Annotated in this window: 26 protein-coding genes and 1 tRNA gene; 14 read left to right on the plus strand and 13 right to left on the minus strand. The window is 64.1% G+C overall.

All coding sequences use genetic code 11. The features are described from left to right. Genes ispE through ACAty_RS02465 form a run of 3 tightly spaced genes read right to left on the minus strand, consistent with a single transcriptional unit; the run spans window position 1 to window position 3,106 of the window. Window positions 1–849 (minus strand): 4-(cytidine 5'-diphospho)-2-C-methyl-D-erythritol kinase, encoded by an 849-nt coding sequence (gene ispE, locus ACAty_RS02455; protein ID WP_004870597.1) that lies wholly within the window; start codon window positions 847–849, stop codon window positions 1–3. Continuing rightward, on the minus strand, window positions 846–1,457 hold the full coding sequence (gene lolB, locus ACAty_RS02460; RefSeq protein WP_004870599.1) for a lipoprotein insertase outer membrane protein LolB: 612 nt from the start codon (window positions 1,455–1,457) through the stop codon (window positions 846–848). The genes ispE and lolB overlap by 4 nt, the downstream gene beginning before the upstream one ends. Further along, window positions 1,454–3,106, minus strand: a complete 1,653-nt coding sequence (locus tag ACAty_RS02465) for a tetratricopeptide repeat protein (RefSeq protein ID WP_038471540.1) — start codon at window positions 3,104–3,106, stop codon at window positions 1,454–1,456. Before ACAty_RS02465 ends, lolB begins: the two co-directional genes overlap by 4 nt. Before the next feature lie 176 nt (window positions 3,107–3,282). Between ACAty_RS02465 and hemA the strand changes: the two genes are divergently transcribed. The 5 genes from hemA to ACAty_RS02490 are packed head-to-tail and all read left to right on the plus strand — an operon-like array spanning window position 3,283 to window position 9,244. Beyond that, window positions 3,283–4,491, plus strand: a complete 1,209-nt coding sequence (hemA, locus tag ACAty_RS02470) for a glutamyl-tRNA reductase (RefSeq protein WP_004870605.1) — start codon at window positions 3,283–3,285, stop codon at window positions 4,489–4,491. Continuing rightward, window positions 4,488–5,585 (plus strand): peptide chain release factor 1, encoded by a 1,098-nt coding sequence (gene prfA, locus ACAty_RS02475; protein WP_004870606.1) that lies wholly within the window; start codon window positions 4,488–4,490, stop codon window positions 5,583–5,585. Before hemA ends, prfA begins: the two co-directional genes overlap by 4 nt. Next, the gene (prmC, locus tag ACAty_RS02480; protein ID WP_004870608.1) at window positions 5,585–6,457 is read left to right on the plus strand and encodes a peptide chain release factor N(5)-glutamine methyltransferase; all 873 of its coding nucleotides are present in this window, start codon (window positions 5,585–5,587) and stop codon (window positions 6,455–6,457) included. The genes prfA and prmC overlap by 1 nt, the downstream gene beginning before the upstream one ends. Beyond that, window positions 6,441–7,253: a bifunctional DNA-formamidopyrimidine glycosylase/DNA-(apurinic or apyrimidinic site) lyase gene (gene mutM / locus ACAty_RS02485; protein WP_004870609.1), complete on the plus strand. Its 813-nt coding sequence runs from the start codon at window positions 6,441–6,443 to the stop codon at window positions 7,251–7,253. The genes prmC and mutM overlap by 17 nt, the downstream gene beginning before the upstream one ends. Window positions 7,254–7,270: 17 nt before the next feature. Continuing rightward, a complete protein-coding gene (locus tag ACAty_RS02490) occupies window positions 7,271–9,244 on the plus strand; it encodes a dynamin family protein (protein WP_004870611.1) in 1,974 nt (657 codons plus the stop codon). Between the two features lie 5 nt (window positions 9,245–9,249). Here ACAty_RS02490 and ACAty_RS02495 read toward each other — a convergent pair whose 3' ends face one another. Genes ACAty_RS02495 through rsmD form a run of 3 tightly spaced genes read right to left on the minus strand, consistent with a single transcriptional unit; the run spans window position 9,250 to window position 10,701 of the window. Further along, window positions 9,250–9,501, minus strand: a complete 252-nt coding sequence (locus tag ACAty_RS02495) for a YfhL family 4Fe-4S dicluster ferredoxin (RefSeq protein ID WP_004870613.1) — start codon at window positions 9,499–9,501, stop codon at window positions 9,250–9,252. A 37-nt stretch (window positions 9,502–9,538) separates the two neighbouring features. Then, the gene (gene coaD / locus ACAty_RS02500; RefSeq protein WP_004870615.1) at window positions 9,539–10,069 is read right to left on the minus strand and encodes a pantetheine-phosphate adenylyltransferase; all 531 of its coding nucleotides are present in this window, start codon (window positions 10,067–10,069) and stop codon (window positions 9,539–9,541) included. Then, window positions 10,066–10,701 carry a 16S rRNA (guanine(966)-N(2))-methyltransferase RsmD gene (gene rsmD / locus ACAty_RS02505; protein ID WP_238323808.1) on the minus strand — a complete coding sequence of 212 codons (636 nt, stop codon included), beginning with the start codon at window positions 10,699–10,701 and terminating at the stop codon, window positions 10,066–10,068. The genes coaD and rsmD overlap by 4 nt, the downstream gene beginning before the upstream one ends. 28 nt (window positions 10,702–10,729) lie before the next feature. Between rsmD and ftsY the strand changes: the two genes are divergently transcribed. The 6 genes from ftsY to ACAty_RS02535 all read left to right on the plus strand — a co-directional run bounded on the left by ftsY (window position 10,730) and on the right by ACAty_RS02535 (window position 16,077). After that, complete coding sequence (gene ftsY, locus ACAty_RS02510) at window positions 10,730–11,941, plus strand: signal recognition particle-docking protein FtsY (protein WP_004870620.1); 1,212 nt, start codon at window positions 10,730–10,732, stop codon at window positions 11,939–11,941. After that, the gene (gene ftsE / locus ACAty_RS02515) at window positions 11,938–12,606 is read left to right on the plus strand and encodes a cell division ATP-binding protein FtsE (RefSeq protein WP_004870622.1); all 669 of its coding nucleotides are present in this window, start codon (window positions 11,938–11,940) and stop codon (window positions 12,604–12,606) included. The genes ftsY and ftsE overlap by 4 nt, the downstream gene beginning before the upstream one ends. Next, entirely contained in the window at window positions 12,603–13,508 is a 906-nt protein-coding gene (ftsX, locus tag ACAty_RS02520) for a permease-like cell division protein FtsX (protein WP_004870624.1), read from the plus strand. The genes ftsE and ftsX overlap by 4 nt, the downstream gene beginning before the upstream one ends. Before the next feature lie 138 nt (window positions 13,509–13,646). Then, a complete protein-coding gene (gene rpoH / locus ACAty_RS02525) occupies window positions 13,647–14,504 on the plus strand; it encodes an RNA polymerase sigma factor RpoH (protein WP_004870626.1) in 858 nt (285 codons plus the stop codon). Then, window positions 14,501–14,833: a DsrE family protein gene (locus tag ACAty_RS02530; protein ID WP_004870628.1), complete on the plus strand. Its 333-nt coding sequence runs from the start codon at window positions 14,501–14,503 to the stop codon at window positions 14,831–14,833. Before rpoH ends, ACAty_RS02530 begins: the two co-directional genes overlap by 4 nt. Window positions 14,834–15,138: 305 nt before the next feature. Further along, on the plus strand, window positions 15,139–16,077 hold the full coding sequence (locus ACAty_RS02535; protein ID WP_233444834.1) for a mechanosensitive ion channel family protein: 939 nt from the start codon (window positions 15,139–15,141) through the stop codon (window positions 16,075–16,077). Window positions 16,078–16,149: 72 nt separating this feature from the next. On the opposite strand, the gene hslU is transcribed toward ACAty_RS02535, so the two are convergent. The 5 genes from hslU to dapF are packed head-to-tail and all read right to left on the minus strand — an operon-like array spanning window position 16,150 to window position 20,538. Then, on the minus strand, window positions 16,150–17,475 hold the full coding sequence (gene hslU / locus ACAty_RS02540) for an ATP-dependent protease ATPase subunit HslU (protein WP_014002304.1): 1,326 nt from the start codon (window positions 17,473–17,475) through the stop codon (window positions 16,150–16,152). 2 nt (window positions 17,476–17,477) lie between these two features. Next, window positions 17,478–18,020, minus strand: a complete 543-nt coding sequence (hslV, locus tag ACAty_RS02545; RefSeq protein WP_004870635.1) for an ATP-dependent protease subunit HslV — start codon at window positions 18,018–18,020, stop codon at window positions 17,478–17,480. Next, window positions 18,020–18,973, minus strand: a complete 954-nt coding sequence (locus tag ACAty_RS02550) for a tyrosine recombinase XerC (protein ID WP_004870636.1) — start codon at window positions 18,971–18,973, stop codon at window positions 18,020–18,022. The genes hslV and ACAty_RS02550 overlap by 1 nt, the downstream gene beginning before the upstream one ends. 6 nt (window positions 18,974–18,979) lie before the next feature. Then, complete coding sequence (locus tag ACAty_RS02555; protein ID WP_004870639.1) at window positions 18,980–19,669, minus strand: DUF484 family protein; 690 nt, start codon at window positions 19,667–19,669, stop codon at window positions 18,980–18,982. Further along, complete coding sequence (gene dapF / locus ACAty_RS02560) at window positions 19,666–20,538, minus strand: diaminopimelate epimerase (RefSeq protein WP_004870641.1); 873 nt, start codon at window positions 20,536–20,538, stop codon at window positions 19,666–19,668. Before dapF ends, ACAty_RS02555 begins: the two co-directional genes overlap by 4 nt. Before the next feature lie 196 nt (window positions 20,539–20,734). Here dapF and ACAty_RS02565 point away from each other — a divergent pair, with 196 nt between their 5' ends. Together ACAty_RS02565 and ACAty_RS02570 are read left to right on the plus strand one after the other, a co-directional pair. Beyond that, a complete protein-coding gene (locus tag ACAty_RS02565; RefSeq protein WP_004870642.1) occupies window positions 20,735–21,649 on the plus strand; it encodes an NAD(P)-dependent oxidoreductase in 915 nt (304 codons plus the stop codon). A gap of 93 nt (window positions 21,650–21,742) precedes the next feature. After that, entirely contained in the window at window positions 21,743–22,441 is a 699-nt protein-coding gene (locus tag ACAty_RS02570) for an SDR family oxidoreductase (protein WP_004870645.1), read from the plus strand. Window positions 22,442–22,453: 12 nt separating this feature from the next. Here ACAty_RS02570 and ACAty_RS02575 read toward each other — a convergent pair whose 3' ends face one another. Together ACAty_RS02575 and ACAty_RS02580 are read right to left on the minus strand one after the other, a co-directional pair. Further along, window positions 22,454–22,687 carry a hypothetical protein gene (locus ACAty_RS02575; RefSeq protein WP_004870646.1) on the minus strand — a complete coding sequence of 78 codons (234 nt, stop codon included), beginning with the start codon at window positions 22,685–22,687 and terminating at the stop codon, window positions 22,454–22,456. 132 nt (window positions 22,688–22,819) lie between these two features. Beyond that, a tRNA-Gln gene (locus ACAty_RS02580) sits at window positions 22,820–22,893 on the minus strand. Window positions 22,894–23,157: 264 nt separating this feature from the next. On the opposite strand from ACAty_RS02580, the gene ACAty_RS02585 reads away from it, so the two are divergent. Further along, complete coding sequence (locus tag ACAty_RS02585) at window positions 23,158–24,393, plus strand: porin (protein WP_038471548.1); 1,236 nt, start codon at window positions 23,158–23,160, stop codon at window positions 24,391–24,393. Window positions 24,394–24,432 lie beyond the last annotated feature (39 nt).

The raw sequence follows: 24,432 nt of genomic DNA on the forward strand, positions 1-24,432 counted from the left end.
TCAATCCTCGACCAGGTGCTGCAGCGGGTGGATATTGCGGCCCTGAACCACCCACGCCCGCCAGCCCGACGGTAACTCGGCTTGGAGAGCTTCCGGCTCCACCGTGCCACCAAGTTGGCCGAAACAGCATGCACCACTGCCCGTTAGCATGGGCTCATGAAGACCCGCCGCCGACATCCAGCGCAGGCATTCGTCCACCGCCGGATACAACTGCCGTACCAGTGCCTCGAGGGTATTGGTCGGGGCCTCGGCCAAGAACGCCGATATTGTGATGGGGGGGTGTCGACGTGTCAATCGAGGGTGCTGGAACACGGCGGCCGTGTGCACGGAGACGCCCGGATGGATGAGGAAAAAGCGCGGTTCGGAAAGCTCTGGAAGGGCCTGTAGGCGCTCACCGATGCCCTCGGCCCAGGCGCTGCGGCCAAAGAGGAATACGGGCACGTCCGCACCGAGGCGTAGACCGAGCTCCATGAGGTCCGGGCGCTTCAATCCACAGCCCCAGAGCCGGTTGAGGACGAGCAGCGTGGTGGCGGCATCGGAAGATCCTCCACCCAGACCACCGCCCATGGGCAGCGTCTTGTCCAGGGTGATGGCAACGCCTTCACGGCAGCCCGTTTCCTCTGCGAGCAGGCGAGCGGCGCGCAGACAGAGATCCTGCTCCTCGGGGACCTGGGCGATCTTGGGGAAACGGCGAAACTGCCCGGCAGGAAGGGAGCGGAATTGCAGGGTATCGGCCAGATCCAGATACTGAAAAACCGTTTGCAGCAGGTGGTAGCCGTCTTCGCGTCGGCCCACCACCCGCAGCATGCGGTTGATCTTGGCGGGGGCGGGGAAGGTATCGCCGCTCACGAGTCGGCTCCCAATTGCCAGCGGGTCACCGCCAGGCGCAGGCGCACACCGTCCGGTCCGTCGGCCTGCAGCAGGCTCGGCATCTGTAATCCACCCACGGCCGCATAGCGCAGGTAATGAATGTCCCAGGCGCCCCGGCTCAGAGTTTCGGGCAGGCCCTGGGCATCGCGGTGCACGGCACTGGCGCCGTTGGTAAGGCCCAACATCCACAGGGGTAGTTCCCGGGCCGGCAGCTGCACGTGCAGAACGTCGTCGAGGAGGACCTCCAGACTCTCCGCCTTTTCCCGTTTGCCGTCGATGGTCTGCAGTTCGGCACCGTCCGGGCTGGCCGTCAGACGGGCAACGGTGCGCCCCAGGGGATCGTAGATGGAGAGTTCCTGGTGGGATGGACTTTGCCGCCAGCGATAGGAGAAGCTCTCGCTGCCCTGGGGCGTCTGGATCGAGGCCGAGCCGCTCGCCTGCCACTCCTTGAGGCTCTGCAAGACCTGGGTGCGCTCTTCGCTGGGCAGGGTCAGGGTGGGTTCGACCTTTGGCGGCGTCAGACTGGCGCAGGCATCCAATAGGAGCGGCAGGAAGAGCGCCAGCAGCAGAGTGCGGTAGTGCCTCACTGGTGCAGCGCCCTCTTCAGCGTGGCATTGTCGGGGTGGGCGCGCAGGGCTTCACGCCAAATGGCCCGCGCCTCGGTCTTGCGTCCAAGATCCCAGAGAACCCGACCCAGGTGCTCACCCACCTCGGCATCGGGGTGCAGCTGCCGCCAGGCCTCCTGCAGGTAGGGCAGGGCCTCCTTGTCCTTTCCCTGCCGGTGGAAGAGCCAGCCGACGCTATCCAGTATGGCCGGATCCTTGGGCGAGAGCTGCAGCGCTTTTTGGAGCAGGGTCGCGGCACGCTCCAGGTGCTGGTTCCGCTCCAGCAGGCTGTAGCCCAGAAAATTGTAGGCAGCGGCATCGTCCGGTTTAAGGCGGATGACCTCCGTCATGGCCTGCTCCATGGCGGGATAATCCTTGGCGAGTTCGGCCTGAACGCCCGCCTCGAACCACAGCCCGGCGTCCTCGGGGTGCTTGGCCAACGCCCCCTGCAGGACTTTGCGGGCGGCAGCGCGGGCCCCCGAATCGGCCAGCAGCTGGGCCTGAAAAAGCGCGATCTGGGTATTGTCCGGATGTTCTCGGGCGAGGCTGTCCAGATCCGCCAGGGCTTTTTCCCGCCGTCCCAGCCGGTACTCGGCCTGGGCGATATGCAGGCGCAGTTCCAGCGCTAGGGCAGAATCCTGGATCCTTTGGAAATATTGCAGTGCGGTGTTCCAGCGTGCCTGGGCCTCCGCTAGAAGTCCAAGATAATACAGAGGGATGGGGGACTGGGGGGCAAGCTCGCGGGCACGCTCGAGGGCGTTCTGGGCCACCTTCCATTGGGAGTTCTGCAGGGCAACGGCACCCAGGGAAACCCAGAGTTCCGGATTTTCCGAATCGTCGCGCGTCAGTTTTTGCAGGACGCGCATGGCCTGTTCCTGCCCCCCTACCTGCAGATACAGGGCAGCCAGGTAGCGTTGGGCATCGAGATCGCCGGGATGATGCGCCGTGAAGGCCTGGATACTCTGCAGGGCCGCCGTTGGACCCTGCTGCTGGCGCAGGGCCTCGGCCAGAGCGATGGCGATGTGCCCATCATCGGGTTGCAGCGTGCTGGCGCGGCGCAGGGCGGTGATGGCTTCCTGGGGACGATTCTCGGTGAGGTAGACCCGGCCGAGGTTGAAGTACGCGCTGGCCGAGTCCGGGTGATGCTGGACGAAGTCCTGTAGCAGCCGTTCGGCGTCACCACGGCGGCCGTGCTCCGCGAGCAAGGCGGCCAGTTGCTCGGTCACCGTGGCGTCCTCGGGGAAGCGAGCGAGGGTGGCCTGCAACAAGGCGATGGCTTTCTGATCCTCTCCCTCTGCTAGCAGGAGCGCCGCCTCGAAGCGGGCAGCCTCGGGATCGTCCGGCGCCGTTTCGCGCCACAAGCGTGCCCAGCGCAGGGCGTCGGAACGGTCGCCAAAACGTGTCGCCGCCTTGGTAGCAGCGGCGAGGACATTGGCTTGTGGAGCAAGCTCGACGGCCTTCTGCCAGGCTGGCAGGGCGACCTCCGCAACTCCCTGGGTAGTCGCGAACTCCGCCGTCAGAAGGTAGTAGAGGGTCTCGCCCCCAAGTGCTGGCGGTGGGGTGGCGGCACATCCGGAGAGGGGGAGGAGCAGCGCCAGTCCCAACGTCAGCGTCCACCAGCCCTTACCCATGGTCCTCTTTCCCCAGCCTCTGCGATGTCGGCACGATAGCGCCTCCCTCCACGGCTTGCAATCGGCCCAGGCCTTCGCGACAATCCGCGGATCGGTGAATTACGCAGCGGACGGGATCGGTTATTTACTGCTTCGGCATCAGTCATCACGGCGCACCCATCGAACTGCGCGAGAAAGTGGCCTTTTCTCCCGAGCAGTTGCCTCTCGCCCATCGCGACATCCTGGACCGGCAGCTGGCACGTGAGGTGCTCATCCTCTCCACCTGCAACCGTACCGAGATCTATGCGCACGGCCTCACCGGGGGTGGGCCCGAGATCCTGCGCGACTGGCTGCGCACCTTTCATGGTCTCGATGCCTCGGTGCTCGCCGGGCAGGGTTTCCAGTATCGCGGTGCGGAAGTCGCGCGTCACCTTTTCCGGGTGGCGTGTGGTCTGGATTCCATGATCATCGGTGAGCCGCAGATCCTGGGTCAGGTCAAGGATGCCTACCAGATTGCGGCGGACGTGGGAGCCACCGGTCCCGTCCTCAACCGCCTTCTGCACTGGGCCTTCCGCGTGGCCAAGCGGGTACGGACGGAGACGGCCGTCGGTGCGGCCCCGGTCAGCGTGGCCTATGCGGCCGTGAGTCTGGCCAAGCAGGTGCTGGGCACGTTGGAGGGCCGGCGGATATTGCTCATCGGCGCCGGCGAAACCATCGAACTCGTGGCTACCCATCTGCGTGAGCATGAGGTGGGCGGCTTTCGGGTGGCGAATCGCAGCCGGGAGCGGGCGGATGCCCTGGCCGAAAAGTTCGGCGCCAGTGCCCACGGGCTGGAGGAAATCCCAACGCTGTTGAAAGAGGCGGACCTGGTGGTCAGTTGCACGGCCAGCACGGAACCGGTTCTGCCCGAATCCCTGGTGGCCCAGATCCTGGGTGAGCGGGACGGACGCCATCTCCTCCTCCTCGACCTCGCGGTGCCGCGGGATATTGCCGCCGGGGTTGGTCAGCTGGACGGCTGTTTTCTGTACAGCCTGGACGATCTCAACGACATCGCCCAGGCGGGGATTCGGGCGCGGCGAGAGGCAGCCGACGCGGCGGAAGCCATCATCCACGACGAAGTGGCCGACTTTCAGCGCTGGCGCGACAGCCTGGACGTGGTCCCGGCCATTCGCCGCCTGCGTGAGCACGTCGAACAGGCGCGCCAGGACGAACTCAAACGTTTCTACCACTACCTGGATCAGGGGCAAGATCCGAAGCTGGTGCTGGAGTCCTTTTCCAAGGCGCTGATGAACAAGGTCTTGCACGACCCCATTTCCACCCTGCGTCAGCCCTGCCAGGAGGCTACCAGCGAGGCCCTGGTGGCCTCCCTGGATATCCTCTTTCACCTTAGCGACGCCGAGGGATGAGCCTCAGTCCTCGTCTGGAAGCTCAGCTGGAGCAGCTGGCCGAGCGTGCCGAAGAATTGCAAAAGGCCTTGGCGAGCCCCGAGATCGTGCAGGACAACGCCCGCTTTCAGGCCTTTTCCCGGGAGCTTGGTGAAATCCAGCCCATCCTCGAACTGTTGCAGGCACACGAAGAGCAGCGGCAACGGTGGGATGAGGCGCGTGAGCTCCTCCTGGCGGAGCGCGATCCGGAACTGCGCGCATTGGCCGAGGAAGACCAGCGCGAGGCCGAGGCGGAGCTTGCCCGCATCGAGGAATCCCTGCAGGTGCGTCTGCTGCCCCGCGATCCCAACGATGAGCGCAATGTCTTCTTAGAGATCCGCGCGGGAACGGGTGGGGAGGAGGCGGCCCTTTTCGCGGCGGACCTCGCGCGCATGTACACCCGCTATGCCGAAGGTCGGGGTTTCGGTGTGACGGTCCTATCCAGCACCGAATCGGAGCGCGGCGGGTACAAGGAGATCGTCCTCGAGATCAGTGGCCGCGGGGCCTATTCGCGGTTGAAGTTCGAGTCGGGTGGGCATCGGGTGCAGCGGGTACCCGAGACCGAATCCCAAGGCCGTATCCACACCTCTGCCTGTACCGTCGCGGTGCTGCCGGAGGTGGACGCCGTCCATGAGATCCACATCCAGCCCAGCGATCTGCGTATCGATACCTATCGGGCCAGCGGTGCCGGCGGTCAGCACGTCAACAAGACCGACTCGGCCATTCGCATCACCCATCTGCCTACAGGGCTCGTGGTCGCCTGCCAGGAGGACCGCTCGCAGCACAAGAATCGTGCCCGAGCCATGGCTCTGCTGCAGGCGCGCCTCTTGGAGATGGTGCGGGAGCAGCAGGAGAGTTCCACAGCCGCCACGCGGCGTTCGCTGATCGGCTCGGGGGATCGCTCCGAGCGCATTCGGACCTACAACTTCCCCCAAGGGCGGATCACCGACCACCGCATCAATCTCACCATCTACCGTCTGGAGGCCGTGCTGGCGGGTGAACTGGATGCCCTCATCGACCCGCTCATCCGCGAACATCAGGCAGAGCTCCTGGCGCAGAGTGCTGGCTTGAGTTGATGGCCGTACCCCAAAGCTCGGTGCGTATAGCCGATGTGCAGCGCGATCTGGCGCAGGCCCTGGCGAAGGTCAGCGACCAGGCGCGAGCGGAGGCGCGCTGGCTTCTGGAGGCCGTGCTGGGATGGGATGCCGCTACGCTTCTGCGCCGTGCCGACGAGGCTCTGCCGGCAGCCGCCGCAGTTGCGCTTGACGCGCTCCTCTCCCGCCGCCTGTCTGGGGAGCCGCTGGCCTACTGTCTGGGTACTGCGCCTTTTCTCGACTTCGAACTGGCGGTATCACCAGCGGTGCTCATCCCCCGGGCCGACACCGAGGTGTTGGTGCAGGCGGCGCTGGAGCGCATGCCTCTCTACGGGCGGCAAAAGGTGCTGGATCTCGGCACGGGCTCCGGCGCCATCGCCTTGGCACTGGCCCGCAGCCGACCCACGGCCGAGATTACCGGCGTCGATCTGAGCAGCGACGCCCTTGCCCTCGCCCGGGCCAATGCCAAGGCTCTGGGGCTTGTGGTGGATTGGCAGCAGGGGCATTGGTGTCGCGCCCTTGCACCGGGGCAACGCTTCGACCTCATCGTCAGCAATCCGCCCTATCTTGCCGCCGATGATCCTCACCTGGCGGAACTGCAGCACGAGCCCGCTCTTGCCCTCGTGGCGGGCCCTACGGGCTACGAGGCCTTCACGGAAATTCTGGAAGCCGTCCGAGATAGGCTGAATCCGGGTGCCTGGCTGCTTTTCGAGCACGGCTGGGACCAGGGGCCAGCGCTTCGGGAAAGGCTCACGGCCAGCGGTTTTCGGGCGGTCTTTGGGCAGCGAGACGGCGCTGGGCGGGAGCGGGTCAGCGGCGGTCGATGGGGAGGGACAGATGCCGGAATTGCCTGAGGTGGAGGTCACCCGCCTGGCCCTCGCGCCCCACCTGGAGGGACAGACCCTGACCGGCGCGGTGGTGCGCCAGAAAAAGCTGCGCCAGTGGGTGCCCCCGGATCTCGATAGCCGGTTACGGGGACGCGTGCTGAACCGCCTGGATCGGCGCGGCAAGTATCTGCTGGCGGATTTTGTCCACGGCCAGCTCCTGCTGCATCTGGGGATGAGCGGCAGTTTGCGCCTGCTGCCTCAGGACATGGCAGCAACGGTCCACGATCACGTCGATATCCTCCTCGGCGATGGTCGCTGTCTGCGCTTTCGCGATCCCCGGCGTTTTGGCCTGATCCTGTGGAATACCGAGGGTGCAGCCCACCCACTGCTGCGGGACCTGGGGCCGGAGCCGCTGGCGGAAAATTTTTCCGGCCAAGTGCTGTATCGGCGCAGTCGCGGCCGGCAACAGGCGGTCAAGAGCTTCCTCATGGACAGCCACACGGTGGTGGGCGTTGGTAACATCTACGCTACCGAAAGCCTGTTCCGGGCGGGGATCGACCCGCGTCGAGCAGCAGGCCGCATCTCTGCGGCACGCTACGACGATCTCGCAATGGTCATTCGCACGGTGCTGCGTGAGGCCATCGCCCAAGGCGGTACGACCTTGCGCGACTTTTTCCAGCCCGATGGCGGTAACGGCTATTTTCGACTATCTCTACAGGCCTACGGCAGAGAGGGGGAGCCCTGCATACGCTGTGGTGGGACTCTGCGCGGCCAGCGTCTCGGCGGACGTGCCACGGTCTTTTGTCCGTACTGTCAACATTAGTCGCACAGGAGCGTTCGGTGGACCCAAAATCCTTGCAATCCTCCCCTATTCTTCAGGGAATCGAGGACCTCAACGCTTGGCGAAGTGCGGTGGTGGAGCAGCTGCACGGGCTCTCCAACCTGACCAGCGAACTCGGTCTGTTACCGGGCAGCGTCATCCTGCATCTGGAGACCCTGGCCTTCGAGATCGAGCGGGATAGTCTGCGTCTCGCTCTGGTGGGCGAGTTTTCGCGGGGCAAGACCGAACTCATCAACGCCCTGTTCTTTGCCGATCAGGGTACCCGCCTGCTGCCCTCGGGCACGGGTCAGACGACCATGTGTCCGGTGGAGATTCGCGGAGCACCCCAGGGCCGCCCCGGTTTGCAGCTGCTGCCCATCGCCAGTCGGGCCATGGATGTCAGCATCGAGAAACTGAAACGGGCCGGCAGTGCCTGGGTGCGCTTGGCCTACGATTCGGCGCAGCAAGCCCATGAGCGCAGCGCCATGCTCAAGAGCCTCACGGAAACCACCTGTGTGGCCATCGAGGAGGCCCGTCGACTGGGGCTGTGTCCGCCGCTGAATCGCACGCCCAAGGATCGGGAGCGGAGCATCTGTCCCTCCTGCGGTCTGGGCAAGGTGCTCATTCCGCGCTGGCGCCATGCCCAATTGTTTCTGCCTCATCCCATCCTGGACGCGGGTCTGACCATACTCGATACCCCGGGCCTCAATGCCATCGGTGCCGAACCCGAGCTGACCTTTGGCATGCTTGCCGACGCAGATGCCGTCCTCTTCGTCCTGGGCATCGACACGGGCGTGACGCAGAGCGACCTCACCATCTGGGATCAATACCTGCGGCGCAACAAGGAGCAGCCGCAGCTGGTGCTCCTCAACAAGATCGACACGCTCTGGGACGAGCTGCGCGATCCCTTCGAGATCGAGGACGAGATCAGCATGCAGGTGGAAAAAACGGCGCAACGGCTCGGCATCGACGCGGAGCGGGTGCTTCCCGTATCTGGGCAGAAGGCCCTGTTGGCGCGTATCCGCGGCGATGCCCACCTACTGGAGAAGAGTGGTCTGCCGCAACTGGAGGCGAGCATCGCCCGCCTGCTGATCCCGGCGCGCCGCGCGGTCTTGCAGGAGCGTTGTACCGCCCTGGTGGAGCGCGTGCAGCGCGACCAGCAACAGCTCTTGCAGGAGCAGGACCGTGCCATCGCCGTACAGATGGAGAGCATCCAGGCTCTGAAGGAGCGCACCAGTGAGAAGGTCCCCCGCCTCGTCGCTCAGCACAAGGCCATGCTGGCCAGTTTCGATCAGGACCGGCAGCGCTTCGAGGCGCGCAAGGCGGACTTTCGCGCCGCAGTGGACCGGGCCCTGTTGGCGCCCCTGTCCCCCGATCGCTTCGATGCCCGGATCGGGGCGGCGCGTAGCGAGATGCTCGCCGCTTGGACCACAGCCGGCATCGTCGAACGCTTTCGCAGTTTTTTTGCCGAGGCCATCGCCCATTTCGATACGGCCCTGCGTGGCTCCGCCGAGGTCAATGCGCAGATTGCCGGGGAATATGCCGCCCTCCAGGAGCGCTATCGGCTGCCGTCCCTGAGTACCATTCCCTACGCCATCATGCCCCGTCGTGCCGAGCTTCTGGCCATGGCCGAGAACTACGAGCGCTTCGGCATGATGCTGGAGATTGCGGTCAACACCCAGAGTGCCGTGGTGCGCAAGGCCTTTCTCACCGTGGCTGGCAAGGTACGCGATTTCATCGTCGAAACGCGCCGCGACGCCGAGGGTTGGGTGGACGAGATGATGGCGGTGATGAACCGCCAGCTGGAACTCTACCGGCAAAAGGCAGAGGAAGAACTGGATGCCCTGGAGAACATCGCCGTCGCCATGGGCAACATCGATACCCGTCTCCAGCAACTGCGGGCCAATCGCGCGGCGCTTGCCGAGCGTAGTGCGGCCCTGGAACAGATCGCCAACCGACTGCACCGGGCCTTGCAGGGAAAATCTCTGGACTGAGACGCTCAGGCCTGGCCGGTCAGGTGCAGAAATTTCTCCTGCAGTTGCTCCGGGGTCTCCGGGTGTTCTGGATCGAGATCGATGCAGTCCACGGGACAAACCTCCCGACACTGGGGCGTATCGTAGTGGCCGACGCACTCGGTGCAGTGGTCGGGGTCGATGACGTAGATCGTCGGCCCCATGGAGATGGCACCATTGGGACACTCAGGCTCACACACGTCACAGTTGATGCAGTTTTCGTCAATACGCAGGGACACGGCGCTCCCCTCACGATTTGTCCTTGGGCCCGCTAGTCTACGACTTCTCGCCGTTGTGATCCAAGCCTTGAGGCCCGTGCGCAAAACGTTGCTGCAGAGCCGCCGCCACCGGTGCTTGCACGAAGGCGCTGACATCCCCACCCAGTCGGCTGATCTCGCGCACGAGACTGGACGAGAGGAAGGTGTAGGCGTCGGAGGTCATCAAAAACAGGGTTTCGATGTGGGCATCCATGCGGCGATTGATGGAGGCGAGCTGAAACTCGTGCTCGAAGTCCGAAATGGCGCGCAGGCCGCGCAGGAGGATGGGAGTCTGTTCCTCGGCCAGCAGATGGACCAGCAGGCCATCGAAGGCACGCACCCGCACCTTGTCGATCCGGCCCAGGGTAGCCTCAGCCAGGGCGACGCGCTCCGCCAGGGGGAAAATGGTTTTCTTGGGTGTCTGTGCCGCTACCGCCACCACCACTTCGTCGAAGAGGGCGGCGGCGCGGCGTGCCAGGTCCTCGTGCCCCAGAGTCACCGGGTCAAAGGTGCCCGGGTAGATGATGCGGCGGTTTGGGCAGGGACTCATGGGCTCACCTCGTGACGGTGGTATAGGTGGTAGTGGCTGTCGCCGCAGTGACCGTGGCGATGCAGGGACCAGTCTTGGGGCAGGCTATCCTCTGGCCAGACCTCGTCCACGGCACTTTCCAGATAGAGCCACCGGGCCTGCGCGAGTGCGGGGCTCGCGAACAGGCTTGCTTGCACGCGCCGCGGCCAATCCTGGTGAAACGGCGGATCCAGCAGGACGATGTCGAAGCCTTGCCGGCACTGTTTGAGGAAAACCAGGGCATCGTGACCACAGAGGGCGGACTCGGGGCAGGCGCAGGCGGCAAGATTGGCGCGAAGCAGATCGCGGTGGCGTGGCAGCTTTTCCACGAGGCACACCTGTGCCGCTCCACGGGACCAGGCCTCCAGGGCCAGGGCGCCCGTGCCGGCGAAGAGGTCCAGTACCCGCGCCCCCTGCACGGCAGCACCCAGCCAGTTGAAGAGGCGCTCGCGCACGATCCCCGGTGTCGGTCGCACGGACGTCCCCGGGGGCGTCCGCAGCACCCGCCCGCGGTGTCTACCGCCGACGATACGCAGGCTCAAGATCGGGCGTGCGCTGCCGCAAGACAGCTTCCCGGATTGTCGCAACTGCGCCGAGGGGGGATAATGCCCCACACCATTCCCAAACCTCCCCCTGGAAAACATGGTCTTTAATTGGTTCAAGCGTAACAAAGGCAAGGCAGAAGAGGAAAGCGGCGACACCAGCGCGTCGGTGCCCGAATCGCAGGTCGAGCCCGCGCCGCCGACGCCAACGCCACAGCAGGGCGAGAGCGCCGCTCCGCCGGAGGAGACCCCCGTCACCGAAGCGGCCCTCACGCCGGCTGGCACCATCGCCAGTGCGTCGGACCATGCGCCGGTGGCACCGTCCTCCACGAAGCCCGATGACGACACGCGCGGCGCGCGGTCGGAGGCGGACGCGGAGGCTCCACGTCGGGGGCTCTTTGGACGCTTGCGGGAAGGGCTGCGCCGCAGCCGGGAGCAGATCAGCGCCAGTGTCGAGCAACTGGTACTCGGTAAGAAGGTCATTGATGACGAGCTCTTGGAGGATTTGGAGGCCATCCTCCTGCAAGCCGACATGGGCGTGGCCGCGACCCGGGACATCATGGATCGGGTGACACAAAGGGTGCGCCGCAACGAGCTGAAAGATCCCGCGGCTCTGCGCGCCGCCATCCGTCAGGCCTTGCTGGATATTCTCCAGCCCCGGGCGCAGCCGTGGACGCCCGCCAAAGGGCAAACGCAGGTGCTGATGATGGTGGGTATCAATGGTGCCGGCAAGACCACGACCATCGGCAAGCTCGCGGCACGCTGGAAGGCCGAGGGCTATTCCATCCTCTTGGGCGCCGGCGATACCTTCCGCGCCGCCGCCGTCGAGCAGCTCACGGGTTGGGCCGAGCGGGTCCAGGTACCCGTCATTGCCCAGGGTGCCGGCGCCGATAGCGCTTCCGTCCTGTACGATGCCTATGCGGCGGCGCGCGCACGCGGCATCGACCTCGTCATTGCCGACACCGCCGGACGTCTGCACACCCAGGGTCACCTCATGGAAGAGCTGAAGAAGGTCAAGCGGGTGCTAGCCAAGCAGGATCCCGGCGCGCCGCATCAGATCTGGCTGGTGCTCGATGCCGGTACCGGGCAGAATGCCCTCCAGCAGGTACGGCAATTCCACGAGGCGGTGGGTTTGACGGGCATCTGCATCACCAAACTCGACGGCACCGCCAAGGGTGGCGTGGTGGCGGCGGTGGCCAAGGCCCTGCCCCTGCCCATTCGCTTCATCGGCGTCGGTGAAGGGGTGGAGGATTTACGGCCTTTCTCGGCGGAGGCCTTTGTCGACGCCCTCGTTGCGGAGACCGGATCGTGATCGAGTTCATCAATGTCACCAAACACTACCCGGGACGGCGGCACGTCCTGCGCGAGATCAATCTACGCTTGCCCAAGGGCGAGATGGCGCTGCTCACCGGACCTTCGGGTGCGGGCAAGAGCACCCTGTTGAAGCTCCTCACCCGTCTGGAAGACGTCAGCCACGGCACCCTGATGGTGGGTGGCGTGGATCTCGCCACCCTCAAGCGTCGCCACATCCCCGCCTATCGTCGGCGCGTCGGGGTGGTCTTCCAGGATCACAAGCTGCTCATGGATCGGGACGTCTACAGCAATGTCGCCCTCACCCTGCAAGTGGCCGGGGTGCCCCCCCGGCAGATCGAGAGCCGGGTACGGGCGGCACTGGAAAAGGTCGGCCTCGGTGACCGTCTGCGCGAGCTGCCGGCGACTCTGTCCGGTGGCGAGCAACAGCGGGTCGGCATCGCTCGGGCTATCGTCCACACCCCGGAAATTCTGCTGGCGGACGAACCCACGGGTAACCTCGACCCGGCCCTGAGCGATGAGATCCTCGATCTTTTCCGGGATTTTCATCGCCACGGCACAACGGTCCTCGTCGCCACCCACGACGCCCGACAGATAGCGCGACTCGGCCTGCCGGCCCTGCACCTGGAGCAAGGCCGCCTGCATGCTCCCAAGGAGTTCTCATGAACCTGCACCTGCGCCTGGATGCCCTGCGCAATGCCCGCGACACACTCCTGCGGCAACCCCTGGCGACCCTACTGACGGTATTGGCCCTGGCCATCGTGCTGGCGCTGCCCGTGGGCCTTTTCACCGCCTTGAACAATCTGCAGCTGCTCCTCGGCCAGTGGCGTGATCAGGCGCAGATTTCCCTGTACCTCCACAAGGATGCCAGTGCCGCCGAGGTGGCCAAGCTGCGCGATCGCGTCGCCCGTGGCGCGGGGGTGGTGGCCGTACACTACATCAGTCGGGAAGAGGCGCTGGCGGATTTCGAGCGCAGCGCCGGTATGCAGGCCGCCGTGGATGTTCTGGGCGAAAATCCGCTTCCGGCCTCTCTGGTGGTGGAAATCAATCCCCTGGCCCAGAGTTCCGCCGATCTCGATGCTCAGGTACGTTCCTGGGCCAAGGAGCCCATCGTTGCCAGTGCTCAGTCGGATCTCCATTGGGTCGCCCGTCTGCAGGCGATATTGGCGCTGGGTACACGGGCAGTGTGGATCCTCGCGCTGCTTCTGGCCCTGGGGGCAGTACTCGTCATGGGCAATACCATCCGTCTGCACATCGCCCAACGGCGCGATGAGATCGATATCGCCTCCCTGGTGGGGGCGACGCGCAGTTTCATCCGTCGTCCCTTTCTCTACCAGGGACTGATTCAGGGCCTCCTGGCGGGAGCTCTGGCCTGGGCGGTGGTGGCCATCGCCATCCTGAGCCTGCAGGGGCCCGTCGATCGCTTGGCGGCCCTGTATGGCACCCACTTCAGCTTGGTGGGTCTGCGTCCGGCCCAGGGTTTCGCACTCATCGCCATCAGCGCATTCCTGGGTTGGCTCGGCTCGCGCATTGCCGTCGGTCGGCACCTCGACCATACTTTCTCTTGAAAGCCTGGCGGCGCGTCCCCATATCCCAAAAGCGTTATTGGGTGGGCGGATTCCGGACCTGGTGTCGGAGAAAGGCCGGAAAACTATCGGTCGCTGCAGGGGTCTAAAGCGCGTGAGCGATTTGGGAGGAACGGATTCATGAACGATTTGGTAATGACGCAGCGCGATCTGGCAACCGTCGACGGGATGGCGGCCTATCTGCGTTTCGTCCACGCGCAGCCCGTATTGAGCGTGGAGGAGGAGCGCAGACTCGCCCGTCGTCTGCGCGATGAGGACGATGTGGATGCGGCCAAGCAGCTGGTGCTCAGCCACCTGCGCTTCGTGGTGCGGGTGGCACGGGCCTATCGGGGCTATGGCCTGCCCGAGGCGGACCTCATTCAGGAAGGCAACATCGGCCTCATGAAGGCGGTCAAACGGTTCGATCCGGAGCAGGGGGTACGCCTCGTCTCCTTTGCGGTGCACTGGATCAAGGCGGAGATGCACGAGTTCATTCTGCGAAACTGGCGCATCGTCAAAGTCGCCACGACCAAGGCCCAGCGCAAGTTGTTCTTCAACCTGCGCTCGGCGCGTCAGAGCAGTGGATGGCTGGGCCAGGAAGAGAGCGCAGCCATAGCCGAAGATCTGGGTGTGTCGCAGGAAGCCGTGCTGGAGATGGAAGGGCGCATGGCCGGGCAGGATTATTCCCTCCAGTACGAAAGCGACGATGAGGAGGGGCACGGTCGCACGCTGGAACTGGAGGATCCTGGCGAGTCCTCCGTCGAGGCGCTCATCGATCGCGACTGGGACCAGCAGCGGCAACGGGGTTTGCGGGCAGCACTCCAGAGTCTTAGTGAACGGGACCGGTACATCATTCAGAACCGGTGGCTCAGTGACGATCCCAAGACCCTGCAAGCTCTGGGAGAAGAGTTGGGGGTATCGGCCGAGCGGGTACGCCAGCTGGAAAAAAGCGGTATGGAAAAACTGCGTAGTCGCCTGCTGGAATACGTTCCGGCATGAGCGCGGGTTTGCTCTTCCACATCGATGAGCCGGGCCGCTGGCCCCAGCTCTTCGCGAATCTGCGCAACGCTCGGGCAGCCGATCCCGATGTGTCCTTGCAGGTGGTTGCTAACGTGTCCGCGCCGGTGGCGCTCTGGGCCATGGGGCGCTGGCGCGACGAGTGCGAAGTCCTGGCCCGTGGTGGGGTGGACTTTGCTTTTTGCCAAAACAGCCTCGACGCCCTCGGCCTCGACTCGCAGACCCTGCCCGCGGGTACGCGCGTCGTCGCAGCCGGGGTGCTTGCCCTGGCGCAGGCCCAGCAACGGGGCTGGAGCTACCTCAAACCCTGATTCCACGCCCTATTTCCGAGCCGTGTCGCGCGTATTTCGCTGCGCGGCACCGCTTTTTGCCGATCGCAGCGCGACTATTGGCACCGGGCGGGTCTTTGGTTGGACAAAAAAGCACCGCGCGTGTTAGTATCTATCCCTGAAAAAACAGGGAGATAGTCGTTATCATGCCGATATCCTTGGTGCAATCGGGTATTATTATCCTTGTTTCTGTCGTGCTGCTTGTGCTGATCCAATGGGCGATACGCAGAAGCAGCGCCACGAAAATAGGGCGCTGGTTGGGCGGACTCCTGCAGGTCGTGGTCGTCGTGGCTGCTGCACTTAGTCTTGCCATGGTCTGGCATCTCTTGCCGCAACGCTTTCTGGGCCTTGCGGAGAAGTACTTCATCGACGGTTTCACGGTCAGCGGCGTGCAGGTCAATCCGCTGCACATCGTCATCGCTGCCGTCCTGCTGGTGATCCTGTTTCGGGTCATCGATCGCCTGGTGGCACGGCTCGACAGTTTCCTCGGGATATTCGCCCTGGATTCGGGAGCGCGCTATTCCTTGGTCATGCTCACCAAGTACGTCGCCATCATTCTCAGCGTGGCCATCTGTCTTGCCATTGCAGGCATCCCCCTGGGCAAGTTTGCTCTCATTGCCAGCGCCCTTTCGGTGGGCGTGGGCTTTGGCCTGCAGACCATGGTCAACAATTTCGTTTCGGGCATCATCCTCATCTTTGAACGTCCCATCAAGGTGGGCGACTGGATAAAAGTGGGGAGCGCCGAGGGTTACGTCAAGAAGATCAGCATCCGCTATACCCTAATCATGACCTTCGACCGTACCGAAGTGTTCGTGCCCAACTCCGAAATCATCTCGGGACAGGTGACGAACTGGATGTATTCCAACAGCGTCCTGCGCCTCATGCTGCCCTTTACGGTGAAGCACGATGCGGACTTGCCGAGGGTGAAGGAAATCCTGGTGGACGTGGCGCGCAAGCATCCGGACGTGATGCAGGACGACCCCAGCATCATTCCGCCGTCGGCCCTCATACTGGACGTCAATACCAACGGCGTCATGGTCTATCTGCGTGTCTACATACAAGATTGCAACAAGTCCTTCAATGTGCAGACGGACTTGCGCGCGGCGGTGGTGGAGGCGTTGCTGGCAAACGGAGTTCCTCTGGCGCACCAGCAACAGGATATCCACATGGTCAGCTCGCAGCTCGAGCCCTATCCGGGCCTGCAGGCTCCGTCGGCCGCCGCCTGAGCGCGGCCCGATCCCTCGCGGCCGCGGGCGAAGCGCAGGCCCATGGCCGTCTGGGCGAGGGGGGTCGCCCGGTCACAGAATGTAGCGGGAGAGATCCTCGTCGGCGGCGAGATCGCCCAGGCGCGCGTTGACGTAGTCGGTATCGATGGTGATCTCGCCGATGCCAGCGTCGGGCGCGCGAAAGGCGAGGTCTTCCAGAAGACGCTCCATAACCGTGTGCAGGCGGCGCGCGCCGATATTTTCCACACCTTCGTTCACCTGCTGGGCAATCTCGGCAATGCGGCGGATGCCGTCGTCGGTGAAGCGCAGTTCGACCTCGTCCGCCGCGAGCAGGGCGGTGTACTGACGCACCAGAGCGTTTTCGGGTTCGCGCAGTATGCGCTCCAGGTCTGCGGCACTCAGGGCCTGAAGCTCGACGCGGATGGGTAGCCGCCCCTGAAGTTCCGGGATGAGATCCGAGGGCTTGCTCAGGTGAAACGCTCCCGAGGCTATGAACAGAATGTGATCGGTCTTGACTACGCCATAACGGGTGCTCACATTGGACCCTTCCACCAGCGGGAGCAGATCCCGCTGCACCCCCTCACGGGAGATGTCCGGGCCGCTCTGGGCGTTGTTACGGGAGGTAACCTTGTCGATTTCGTCGATGAAGACGATGCCGTCCGCCTGCAGACGTTCCAAGGCCGTACTGCGGACCTCGTCCTCGTTCACCAGTTTGGCGGCTTCCTCATCGCGCAGCAGCGTCCGTGCTTCGGCAACGCTCACCTTGCGCCGTTGCGTATTGTGCGGCGCCATACGCGCAAATAGATCGCGCAGTTGTGCTCCCATTTCCTCCATCCCTGGGGGCGCCATGAACTCGACACCGGGCCCTTTACTGGCGCGGATCTCGATGTCGATTTCCTTGTCGTCCAGCTTGCCTTCGCGCAGCATCTTGCGGAATTTCTGCCGGGTATTCTCGTCCTGACGCGGCAGGCTGGCATCGCGCGGACCCGGCAGAAGCGCATCGAGGATACGTTCCTCGGCCAACTCCTCGGCGCGCAGGCCCACTGCCTGCTGGCGCTCGTTGCGCACCAGATTGACCGCAATTTCAGCAAGATCGCGGATGATGGACTCCACATCCTTGCCCACGTAGCCCACCTCGGTGAATTTAGTGGCCTCGACCTTGATGAAGGGCGCCTTGGCCAGCTGGGCCAGGCGTCGCGCAATCTCGGTCTTGCCAACGCCCGTGGGGCCGATCATGAGGATATTCTTGGGCGTGATCTCCGCGCGCAGATCCCCGCTCACCTGCGCGCGCCGCCAGCGGTTGCGCAGGGCGACGGCCACCGCTCGCTTCGCCTCATCTTGGCCGACGATGTACTTGTCCAGCTCCTGGACGATCTCCCGCGGAGTCATTTCACGCATGCTCACGACAACTCCTCGACACTGTGTTGCTGATTGGTGTAGATGCAGATGTCGGCGGCGATGACCAGAGCCCGCTCGGCAATCGCGCGCGCCGACAGCTCGCTGTGTTCCAGTAGCGCCCTGGCAGCGGCAAGGGCATAGGGCCCGCCGGAACCGATGGCGATGATGCCGTATTCCGGCTCCAGGACGTCTCCCTGACCAGTCAGAATCAGGCTCTGCTGTCGATCCGCCACGGCCAGCATGGCCTCCAGGCGGCGCAACACCCGATCGGTACGCCACTCTTTGGCAAGCTCCACTGCCGCCTTGGCCAGCTGCCCAGGATGCGCCTTGAGCTTGGCCTCGAAGCGCTCCAACAGGGTAAAGGCATCGGCCGTGGCGCCGGCAAAGCCCACCAGAACGTCGGCTTCCAGACGCCGCACCTTACGGGCATTAGCCTTCATCACCGTATTGCCAAAGGTCACCTGTCCGTCTCCCGCCATCACCACGTTCTGCCCGCGGCGCACGGACAGGATGGTGGTTCCGTGCAGATCCAAATTCTGAGACATCAGCGGTCCTCCTTGGGATTTTGCCGGGGTGGGGCGCGATGGGCGCGCGGGTGGGCGCTGTCGTAGACCGCCGCCAGGTGTTGGTGATCCAGGTGGGTGTAGATGGCCGTCGTGGCAATACCTGCGTGACCCAAAAAATCCTGGACGGCGCGCAGATCGCCACTGGACTGCAGCAGATGACTGGCGGCACTGTGGCGGAGGGTGTGGGGATGCAGCGCCTGTCCCAGTCTGTCGCGCCCCCAGCCATCGACGATGCGTTGGACGCTGCGCACCGACAGGCGACCACCGCGCTGGTTGAGAAAGAGGGCCTTGACCTCGGCGGCCGCCACGGCCGCGCGAGCCGGCAGATAGGTCCGCAGCGCGGTCAGCGCCACCTGGCCCACCGGCACCATCCGTTCCTTGCCGCCCTTGCCGAAAACCCGCAACCAGGAGCCGGCCAGATCCAGATGGTCCAGATCGATGGCGACCAGTTCGGACACGCGCAGGGCGCTGGAGTAAAGCAGTTCCATCATGGCGCGGTCGCGGGTCATGGCGAAGTGGGTCTGCGCAGTGGCCGGTTGGGCGGGGCCACCGTCGGACGACGTCGGCCCATCCAGTAATTGTTGCGCCTGATCCACCGTCAGCCAGTCTGGAAAATGCTGTTCGAGTTTTGGCAGACGCAAGTAACGACTGGGGTCCGGCAGTTGCGGATGTTGGCGCTGCAGGTGTCGGTAGAGTGCGCGCAGCGCCGCAAAACGTCGCCGCAGGCTGCGTATGGCCACGCCTCGCGCGCGCTCACGGCGGATAAAGTGACGCAGATGCTCCGCTTGTACCGACTCGATGTGATCGATGCCCTGTTCCGCCAGAAACTCCTGCCACAGGTGGAGGTCCGCGCGATAGGCCGAGGCGCTGGCGGGCCGATAGGCCTGGGTCAGAACCGTGTCAAAGTCGGCAATGATCTCGGCTACGCGCACGCTGGGCTACCCACCTTCCGCCTTGGGCAGGGTGCAGCGGTCCAGGGCCGCACTCACCAGCCGGCCAATCTGCTCCAGCAGGTCACTACCCGCATCTGCCCCGTAGCGGTCCGGGTGCTGACTGCCCAGAACGATGCCGCCGCTCAGACAGCTCCCGTCCAGCGGGATGATGGCAAAGGAGCGCAGACCAGCGCCAGGCGCCTCGAAGAGTCGCCGCCGCAGATCCGGGTGCAGTTCGAGACCCGTCCGCGCCCCGGCGATGGCCATGGCCAGCAGCGGCCGACTCCGTTCCGCTTCCAGTGCCACTGCCCCCGTCACCGGAAAATCGCTGTGCGCCACGAGCCAGGCTTGCTGCTCCACCTGAAAGACCTCACTCAGGTGACGCCGGGTGAGTTCCACCACGGCGATACAGTCCTGGGCCCGCAGGAGGGCCATGGCGAGGTCACTGAGGTGACGCGCCAGCACGGCATTTTGCTGTGCCGCGCCCAGGAGCGCGGCGATGCGCTGCTGCAGCAGGAGGTTTTCCTGGCGCAGCGCCTGCACCTGCCGCTCCAGGAGGGAACTGGCCGAACCGAGGCCGAGGTGGGGCAAGGTGATCTCCGTCAAAAGCTCCTCTTCGGTCCAGAGGAACTCGGGATGCTTGCGTAAAAAGGCACGTACCTGCTGCGCGTCGTCGTCTCGCGGAGTTTCGCTCATATGGACTCCAGGCCTTGCCAGACCCCGTCGAAGACTACTCGCGCCGGCCCCGTCATCCGCAGGTGCTGCCCGGGGCCCGGCCAATGGATCTCCAGGGAGCCGCCCGGCAGTTCGACGCGCACCCGCTCCCTGAGAGCACCCCAGCCGCGCCCGGCCACCACCGCCGCACAGGCGTTGCTGCCGCAGGCGAGGGTCTCGCCGGCGCCCCGCTCCCAAGTGCGCAGACGCAGCGCATGTGGGCTGACGATTTCCATGAAGCCGACATTGGTGCGTTCGGGGAAGGCCGGGTGGTGCTCCAGGAGCGGTCCAATCTCTGCCACCGGCGCTCCCCGCACGTCCTCGACCCGTAGCAGGGCGTGGGGATTGCCCATGCCCACGGCGGCGAGTTCGATATGGTCCTGCCCGAGGTCCAAACGGTAGTTGTTGGCCGCTGCCGGCGCGCGGAAGGGAATGTCTGCGGGATCCAGACGGGGTACCCCCATATCCACGGTAACGGTGCCGTCGTCGTGCACCTGCAGTTCCAGCGGGCCCGAAGCGGTTTCCACCCGGATGCTGCGCTTGTCCGTCAGTCCGGCGCGGCGGACGAATAGCGCAAAGCAGCGGGCGCCATTGCCGCATTGTCCCACCTCGCCGCCGTCGGCGTTGAAGATGCGGTAGCGGAAGTCGCAGTCTGGGCTGGAAGCGGGTTCCACCAGCAGGATCTGATCGCAGCCTATACCGTAGTGGCGATGGGCAATACGCTGGCAGGTCTCGGGATCCAGCAGAAAATTCCGACGCACACCGTCCAGCACCACGAAGTCGTTCCCAAGCCCCTCCATTTTGGTGAAGGGCCAGCGGCATTCCAGAAGGCGTGGAGAGGCGTCGGACATGCCTGGAGTCTAGCAACGTCCTGCGCATCTGCCCAGAGTCCGTTGGCGCGGGCGCGGTAGATGGCGTTGCCCGTGCCGGCTCGAATCTTGCGGGAGCGAGACCCCTGGTCTGGCTTGCCTTGATCCCACGGACGCTCTGGCCTAAGGTTAAAACCGACTAGACGGTATTTCTTGAGCTCTGGCACTGGAGGCAATCGTGAAAACCGGTTTTCTGGGACTGGGACGGATGGGGGCAGGAATGGCCGCGCGTCTCCTTGCGGTGGCGCCGGACCTGAAGGTGTACAATCGCAGCGCGCAGGCCACCCGTGTGTTGGCGGAGCAGGGTGCGACCGTCGCCCGAGAGGTTGCCGATTTTGCCGATTGCGATCTGGTTTTTACCATGGTGGCGGACGATGCGGCCGAGCGCGATCTCACCCTGGGGCCAGGGGGCCTGGCCGAAACCCTTCCCGCGGGGGCCATCCACGTAGCCTGTAGCACCATCGGCGTGGACTGCGCGCGGGCCTTGGATGCGGCCCATCGCCAACAGGGTCAGTCCTATCTGTCCATGCCGGTCTTCGGTCGACCCGACGCTGCAGCAGCGGGCAAACTTTTTCTCGTGGCGGCGGGGCCAGCGGCAGTCTTCGATGCCATTGCTCCGCACCGCGAGCGCCTCGGACAGCGGAGCTTCTTGCTGGGAGCGCAGCCGGAGCAGGCCAACCTCGCGAAGCTCAGCGGCAACTACCTCATTGCCACCGTCATCGAATCCCTCGGCGAGGCCATGGCCCTGGTGGAAAAGGGCGGCATCGATCGCCACGCCTACTTGGAGTTGCTCACCAGCACGCTGTTCGACGCGCCGGTTTACCGCAACTACGGCAAGCTCATTGCCGACCGCCAGCAGCGACCGGCGGGCTTCGCCCTCCCCCTGGCGCAGAAGGATCTGCGCCTGGTCCTCGCCGCGGCGGAAGCGCTGGCGGTGCCGCTACCTTTCAGTGGGCCGCTGCGCGACCGCTTCTTGCACCTCGCCGCCCAAGGTTACGGGGATCTGGACTGGTCCGCTCTGGGTGTGGCTGCCGCCGAGGCCGCTGGCCTGCCCCATGCCCTGGACCCGCGGCCCGGACCGGGAAATGCCTAAGGCCAGGAATCCCGAACGTCAACACATCGATCATCCCAGCCAATGGAGGATTCGTCCATGCACATGCAAGATCTCACAGGAAAGGTTGCGGTAGTGACCGGAGCATCCAGCGGTATCGGTGTGGCAGCCGCGCGTCTGCTAGTGGCCGAAGGAGTGCGGGTGGTGCTGGCGGCGCGACGGCGCGATCGCCTGGAGGCCCTGGCCCGTGAGCTGGGTGACGCGGCGCTGGTCGTGCCCACGGACGTCCGTGATCCCAAGGCCATCGAGCAGCTCTTTGCCACGGTCCAGCAGCGGTACGGTGGCCTCGATCTCCTCTTCAACAATGCTGGCCTCGGCTACAACGGTCCCTTTGCCGAAAGCCTCCCGGAAGAGTGGCGGGAGACCATAGAAGTGAACCTCTACGGTGTATTGCACTGCACCCAGGCCGCCATCCCCCTGCTCCGCGGGCGTCCCGGCGCCATGATATCGACGGTGTCCAGTGTGGGGGGGCGTTATGGTCTACCCGGCTGGTCCGTCTACAACGCCACCAAGTTCGCCGTGGTGGGTTTTCACGACGCCTTGCGCAAGGAACTGGGACCCGAGGGCATCCGCGTGGCCCTCATCGAGCCCGGCGCCGTGTGGACGGAGTGGGGCTTCAAGGTTCCAGAGGAGGCCATGCGGCAGCGACGGCAGGAACTCGACGCCCTGCATCCCGAGGATGTGGCCCAAGCCCTGGTGTATAGCTTTGCCCAGCCGCCGCATGTGCTCGTCGAAGAGATCCTGGTGCGCCCGGTCAAGCAGATCGTTCCCTGAAGGGATGAGGGCTCACTGGCCCTCGGCAAGGCGGGCGACGGCACCGTTATGGGCATACTGGCAGGACATGGTCTTTTCCCGCTGCGGCTTCTCCCGACACCAAGCCAATTCCTTGGCCGTCTGTTCCGGATGATGCTGGTACCAACCCTGGGTTTTACCGCCATAGGGACCCTGCTTGAAAAACATGGGTGCCAGTGAAAGGGCGACGACCAGCGCAACGATGGCCGCGTAGATCCACTTTTTCATGCCATTCCCTCCACCGATTGGGTGCTCTTGCCCAGGGCTCCAGTATAGTAGGACTCCCGTCGGCAGACCTAGGCATCCCCCGAGTCAAGCCAAAGAAAAAGGCCCGGCGTGAACCGGGCCTCGCGCTCATCTTGGCTGGGGGACGTGGATTCGAACCACGGTTAGCGGAGTCAGAGTCCGCTGTCCTACCGCTAGACGATCCCCCAATGAGGGGCAGAGCATAGCCAGCGGTACCCAGATCTGTCAATCCTGTGTACGAGTCCACCCCTTGGGCACTCCTCCCTCGCCAAAGCAGTGCCACAGGTTTCTGAACCTATGCATCCTATCCAGGCAGCCCTGCTGCGGCCCGAGTGGGCGCTCGGCGCGGTGCGTTGTAAAACAGATGTTGTGAAAATGTTGCAAAAAGGTTTGGCCGGTGCTATAACTCTCACCGTTGTACTTTAACAACGGCTCATGAGGAGGAGCTTGTCATGAAGAAGAATCTCGTAGCTTTCGCGGTTGCGGCAGCCGTTCTGGTGCCCGGCGTCGCCCTGGCAGCGGATAGTTCCAACGCCGATACCGGCCCGGTGTTGTACGGCTATGCCCAGATCACCGGCAGTAATCAGTTCGGCACCCATGGTCCCGAGGGGCTCATTTTTGGCGCCCACCGTATCCGTTTGGGCGTCAAGGGCGAGGCTGTTCCCGGCGTGTCCTACAACTTCCAGTACAAGTGGGATGGTGCCTGGATGAGCGGTGGCTCCCTCGCTGGTGCCGCTTCGGCATTTCCGGGTGTAGACGGTCAGTCTGGTGTTCAGGAAGCGGAGATCAACTTCGGCTTCGTTCCCGCACTTCAGCTTGAGGTGGGTAAGTTCCGTGTGCCCGTGGGCCTGGAGCGTACCCAGTTCAGCGGTAACAACCTTTGGTTCATTCAGCGCTCCATGAATCAGTCCCTGGGTGCCGATCGAAGTGCTGGTGCCGCTTTCCACAGTCCTAACGTCATGGGTACCGGTATCTACTACAAGATCGGCATTTTTGACAACCATTCCTTGGATGGTAGCAACGCCTTCAGTGATTTTGGAACGAATGCTCTCAACGCTAAAAACGTAGGGTATCCCTTCGGTTCCGGGCAGACCCGGGTTGGCGGCGTCCTGACCAATGGCAGCGGCAAGTATCTTTTCGCTGGCATGCTTGGGTACAAAATGAGCCCGCTGTTGAACGTGGAACTGTCCGGCGCTCGTGCCGATACGAATTTGTCCGGTCCCGGCTACGCCAACCAGATTGATGCTTGGAACCTGGGTGTCAACGGTGGGTTGATGGGTATCAAGTACATGGCGGAGTACAGCCGTGTGAATAGCTACGGAGGTATCGAGGGCTTGCGTGGCAGCGATTGGTATGTAGCCCTTGCCGCCAACCTGCACGAGATGACCCTCACCCCGGATTGGCTGGATATCGAGCCGGCGGTGCGTTTTGAACGCTTTGACTATAGGGGTACCGTCGGCAGTGGCGTCCCCGGCAATATCAATGGTGCGTACCTCAATAACACCACCATTGGTGTCAACTATTACGTTAACCCCAACAATCCTCACGCGGCCGAGGTGCAGTTGAATTACATTGTTCCTACTGGTGCATCTGGCTATCGAGCACAACTGGCGGCGGGTAAGAACTACGCCCCGGCAAATGCCTATCTTTACAACACCCTCGCCCTGCAGTTCCAGGCCGGCTTCTGACTTCATTCAGAGAAGCTTGGGTGTGATCCTGGGTGCACC

The sequence above is a fragment of the Acidithiobacillus caldus ATCC 51756 genome (genome assembly GCF_000175575.2).
GTDB lineage: Bacteria > Pseudomonadota > Gammaproteobacteria > Acidithiobacillales > Acidithiobacillaceae > Acidithiobacillus_A > Acidithiobacillus_A caldus.

Bases quoted from the DNA above. Each gene is read 5' to 3' on its own strand.
- ACAty_RS02465 (WP_038471540.1), bottom strand. From the start codon at position 3,106: ATGGGTAAGGGCTGGTGGACGCTGACGTTGGGACTGGCGCTGCTCCTC.
- prfA (WP_004870606.1), top strand. From the start codon at position 4,488: ATGAGCCTCAGTCCTCGTCTGGAAGCTCAGCTGGAGCAGCTGGCCGAG.
- prmC (WP_004870608.1), top strand. From the start codon at position 5,585: ATGGCCGTACCCCAAAGCTCGGTGCGTATAGCCGATGTGCAGCGCGAT.
- mutM (WP_004870609.1), top strand. From the start codon at position 6,441: ATGCCGGAATTGCCTGAGGTGGAGGTCACCCGCCTGGCCCTCGCGCCC.
- coaD (WP_004870615.1), bottom strand. From the start codon at position 10,069: ATGAGTCCCTGCCCAAACCGCCGCATCATCTACCCGGGCACCTTTGAC.
- ftsY (WP_004870620.1), top strand. From the start codon at position 10,730: ATGGTCTTTAATTGGTTCAAGCGTAACAAAGGCAAGGCAGAAGAGGAA.
- ftsX (WP_004870624.1), top strand. From the start codon at position 12,603: ATGAACCTGCACCTGCGCCTGGATGCCCTGCGCAATGCCCGCGACACA.
- rpoH (WP_004870626.1), top strand. From the start codon at position 13,647: ATGAACGATTTGGTAATGACGCAGCGCGATCTGGCAACCGTCGACGGG.
- ACAty_RS02530 (WP_004870628.1), top strand. From the start codon at position 14,501: ATGAGCGCGGGTTTGCTCTTCCACATCGATGAGCCGGGCCGCTGGCCC.
- hslU (WP_014002304.1), bottom strand. From the start codon at position 17,475: ATGCGTGAAATGACTCCGCGGGAGATCGTCCAGGAGCTGGACAAGTAC.
- hslV (WP_004870635.1), bottom strand. From the start codon at position 18,020: ATGTCTCAGAATTTGGATCTGCACGGAACCACCATCCTGTCCGTGCGC.
- ACAty_RS02555 (WP_004870639.1), bottom strand. From the start codon at position 19,669: ATGAGCGAAACTCCGCGAGACGACGACGCGCAGCAGGTACGTGCCTTT.
- dapF (WP_004870641.1), bottom strand. From the start codon at position 20,538: ATGTCCGACGCCTCTCCACGCCTTCTGGAATGCCGCTGGCCCTTCACC.
- ACAty_RS02575 (WP_004870646.1), bottom strand. From the start codon at position 22,687: ATGAAAAAGTGGATCTACGCGGCCATCGTTGCGCTGGTCGTCGCCCTT.
- ACAty_RS02585 (WP_038471548.1), top strand. From the start codon at position 23,158: ATGAAGAAGAATCTCGTAGCTTTCGCGGTTGCGGCAGCCGTTCTGGTG.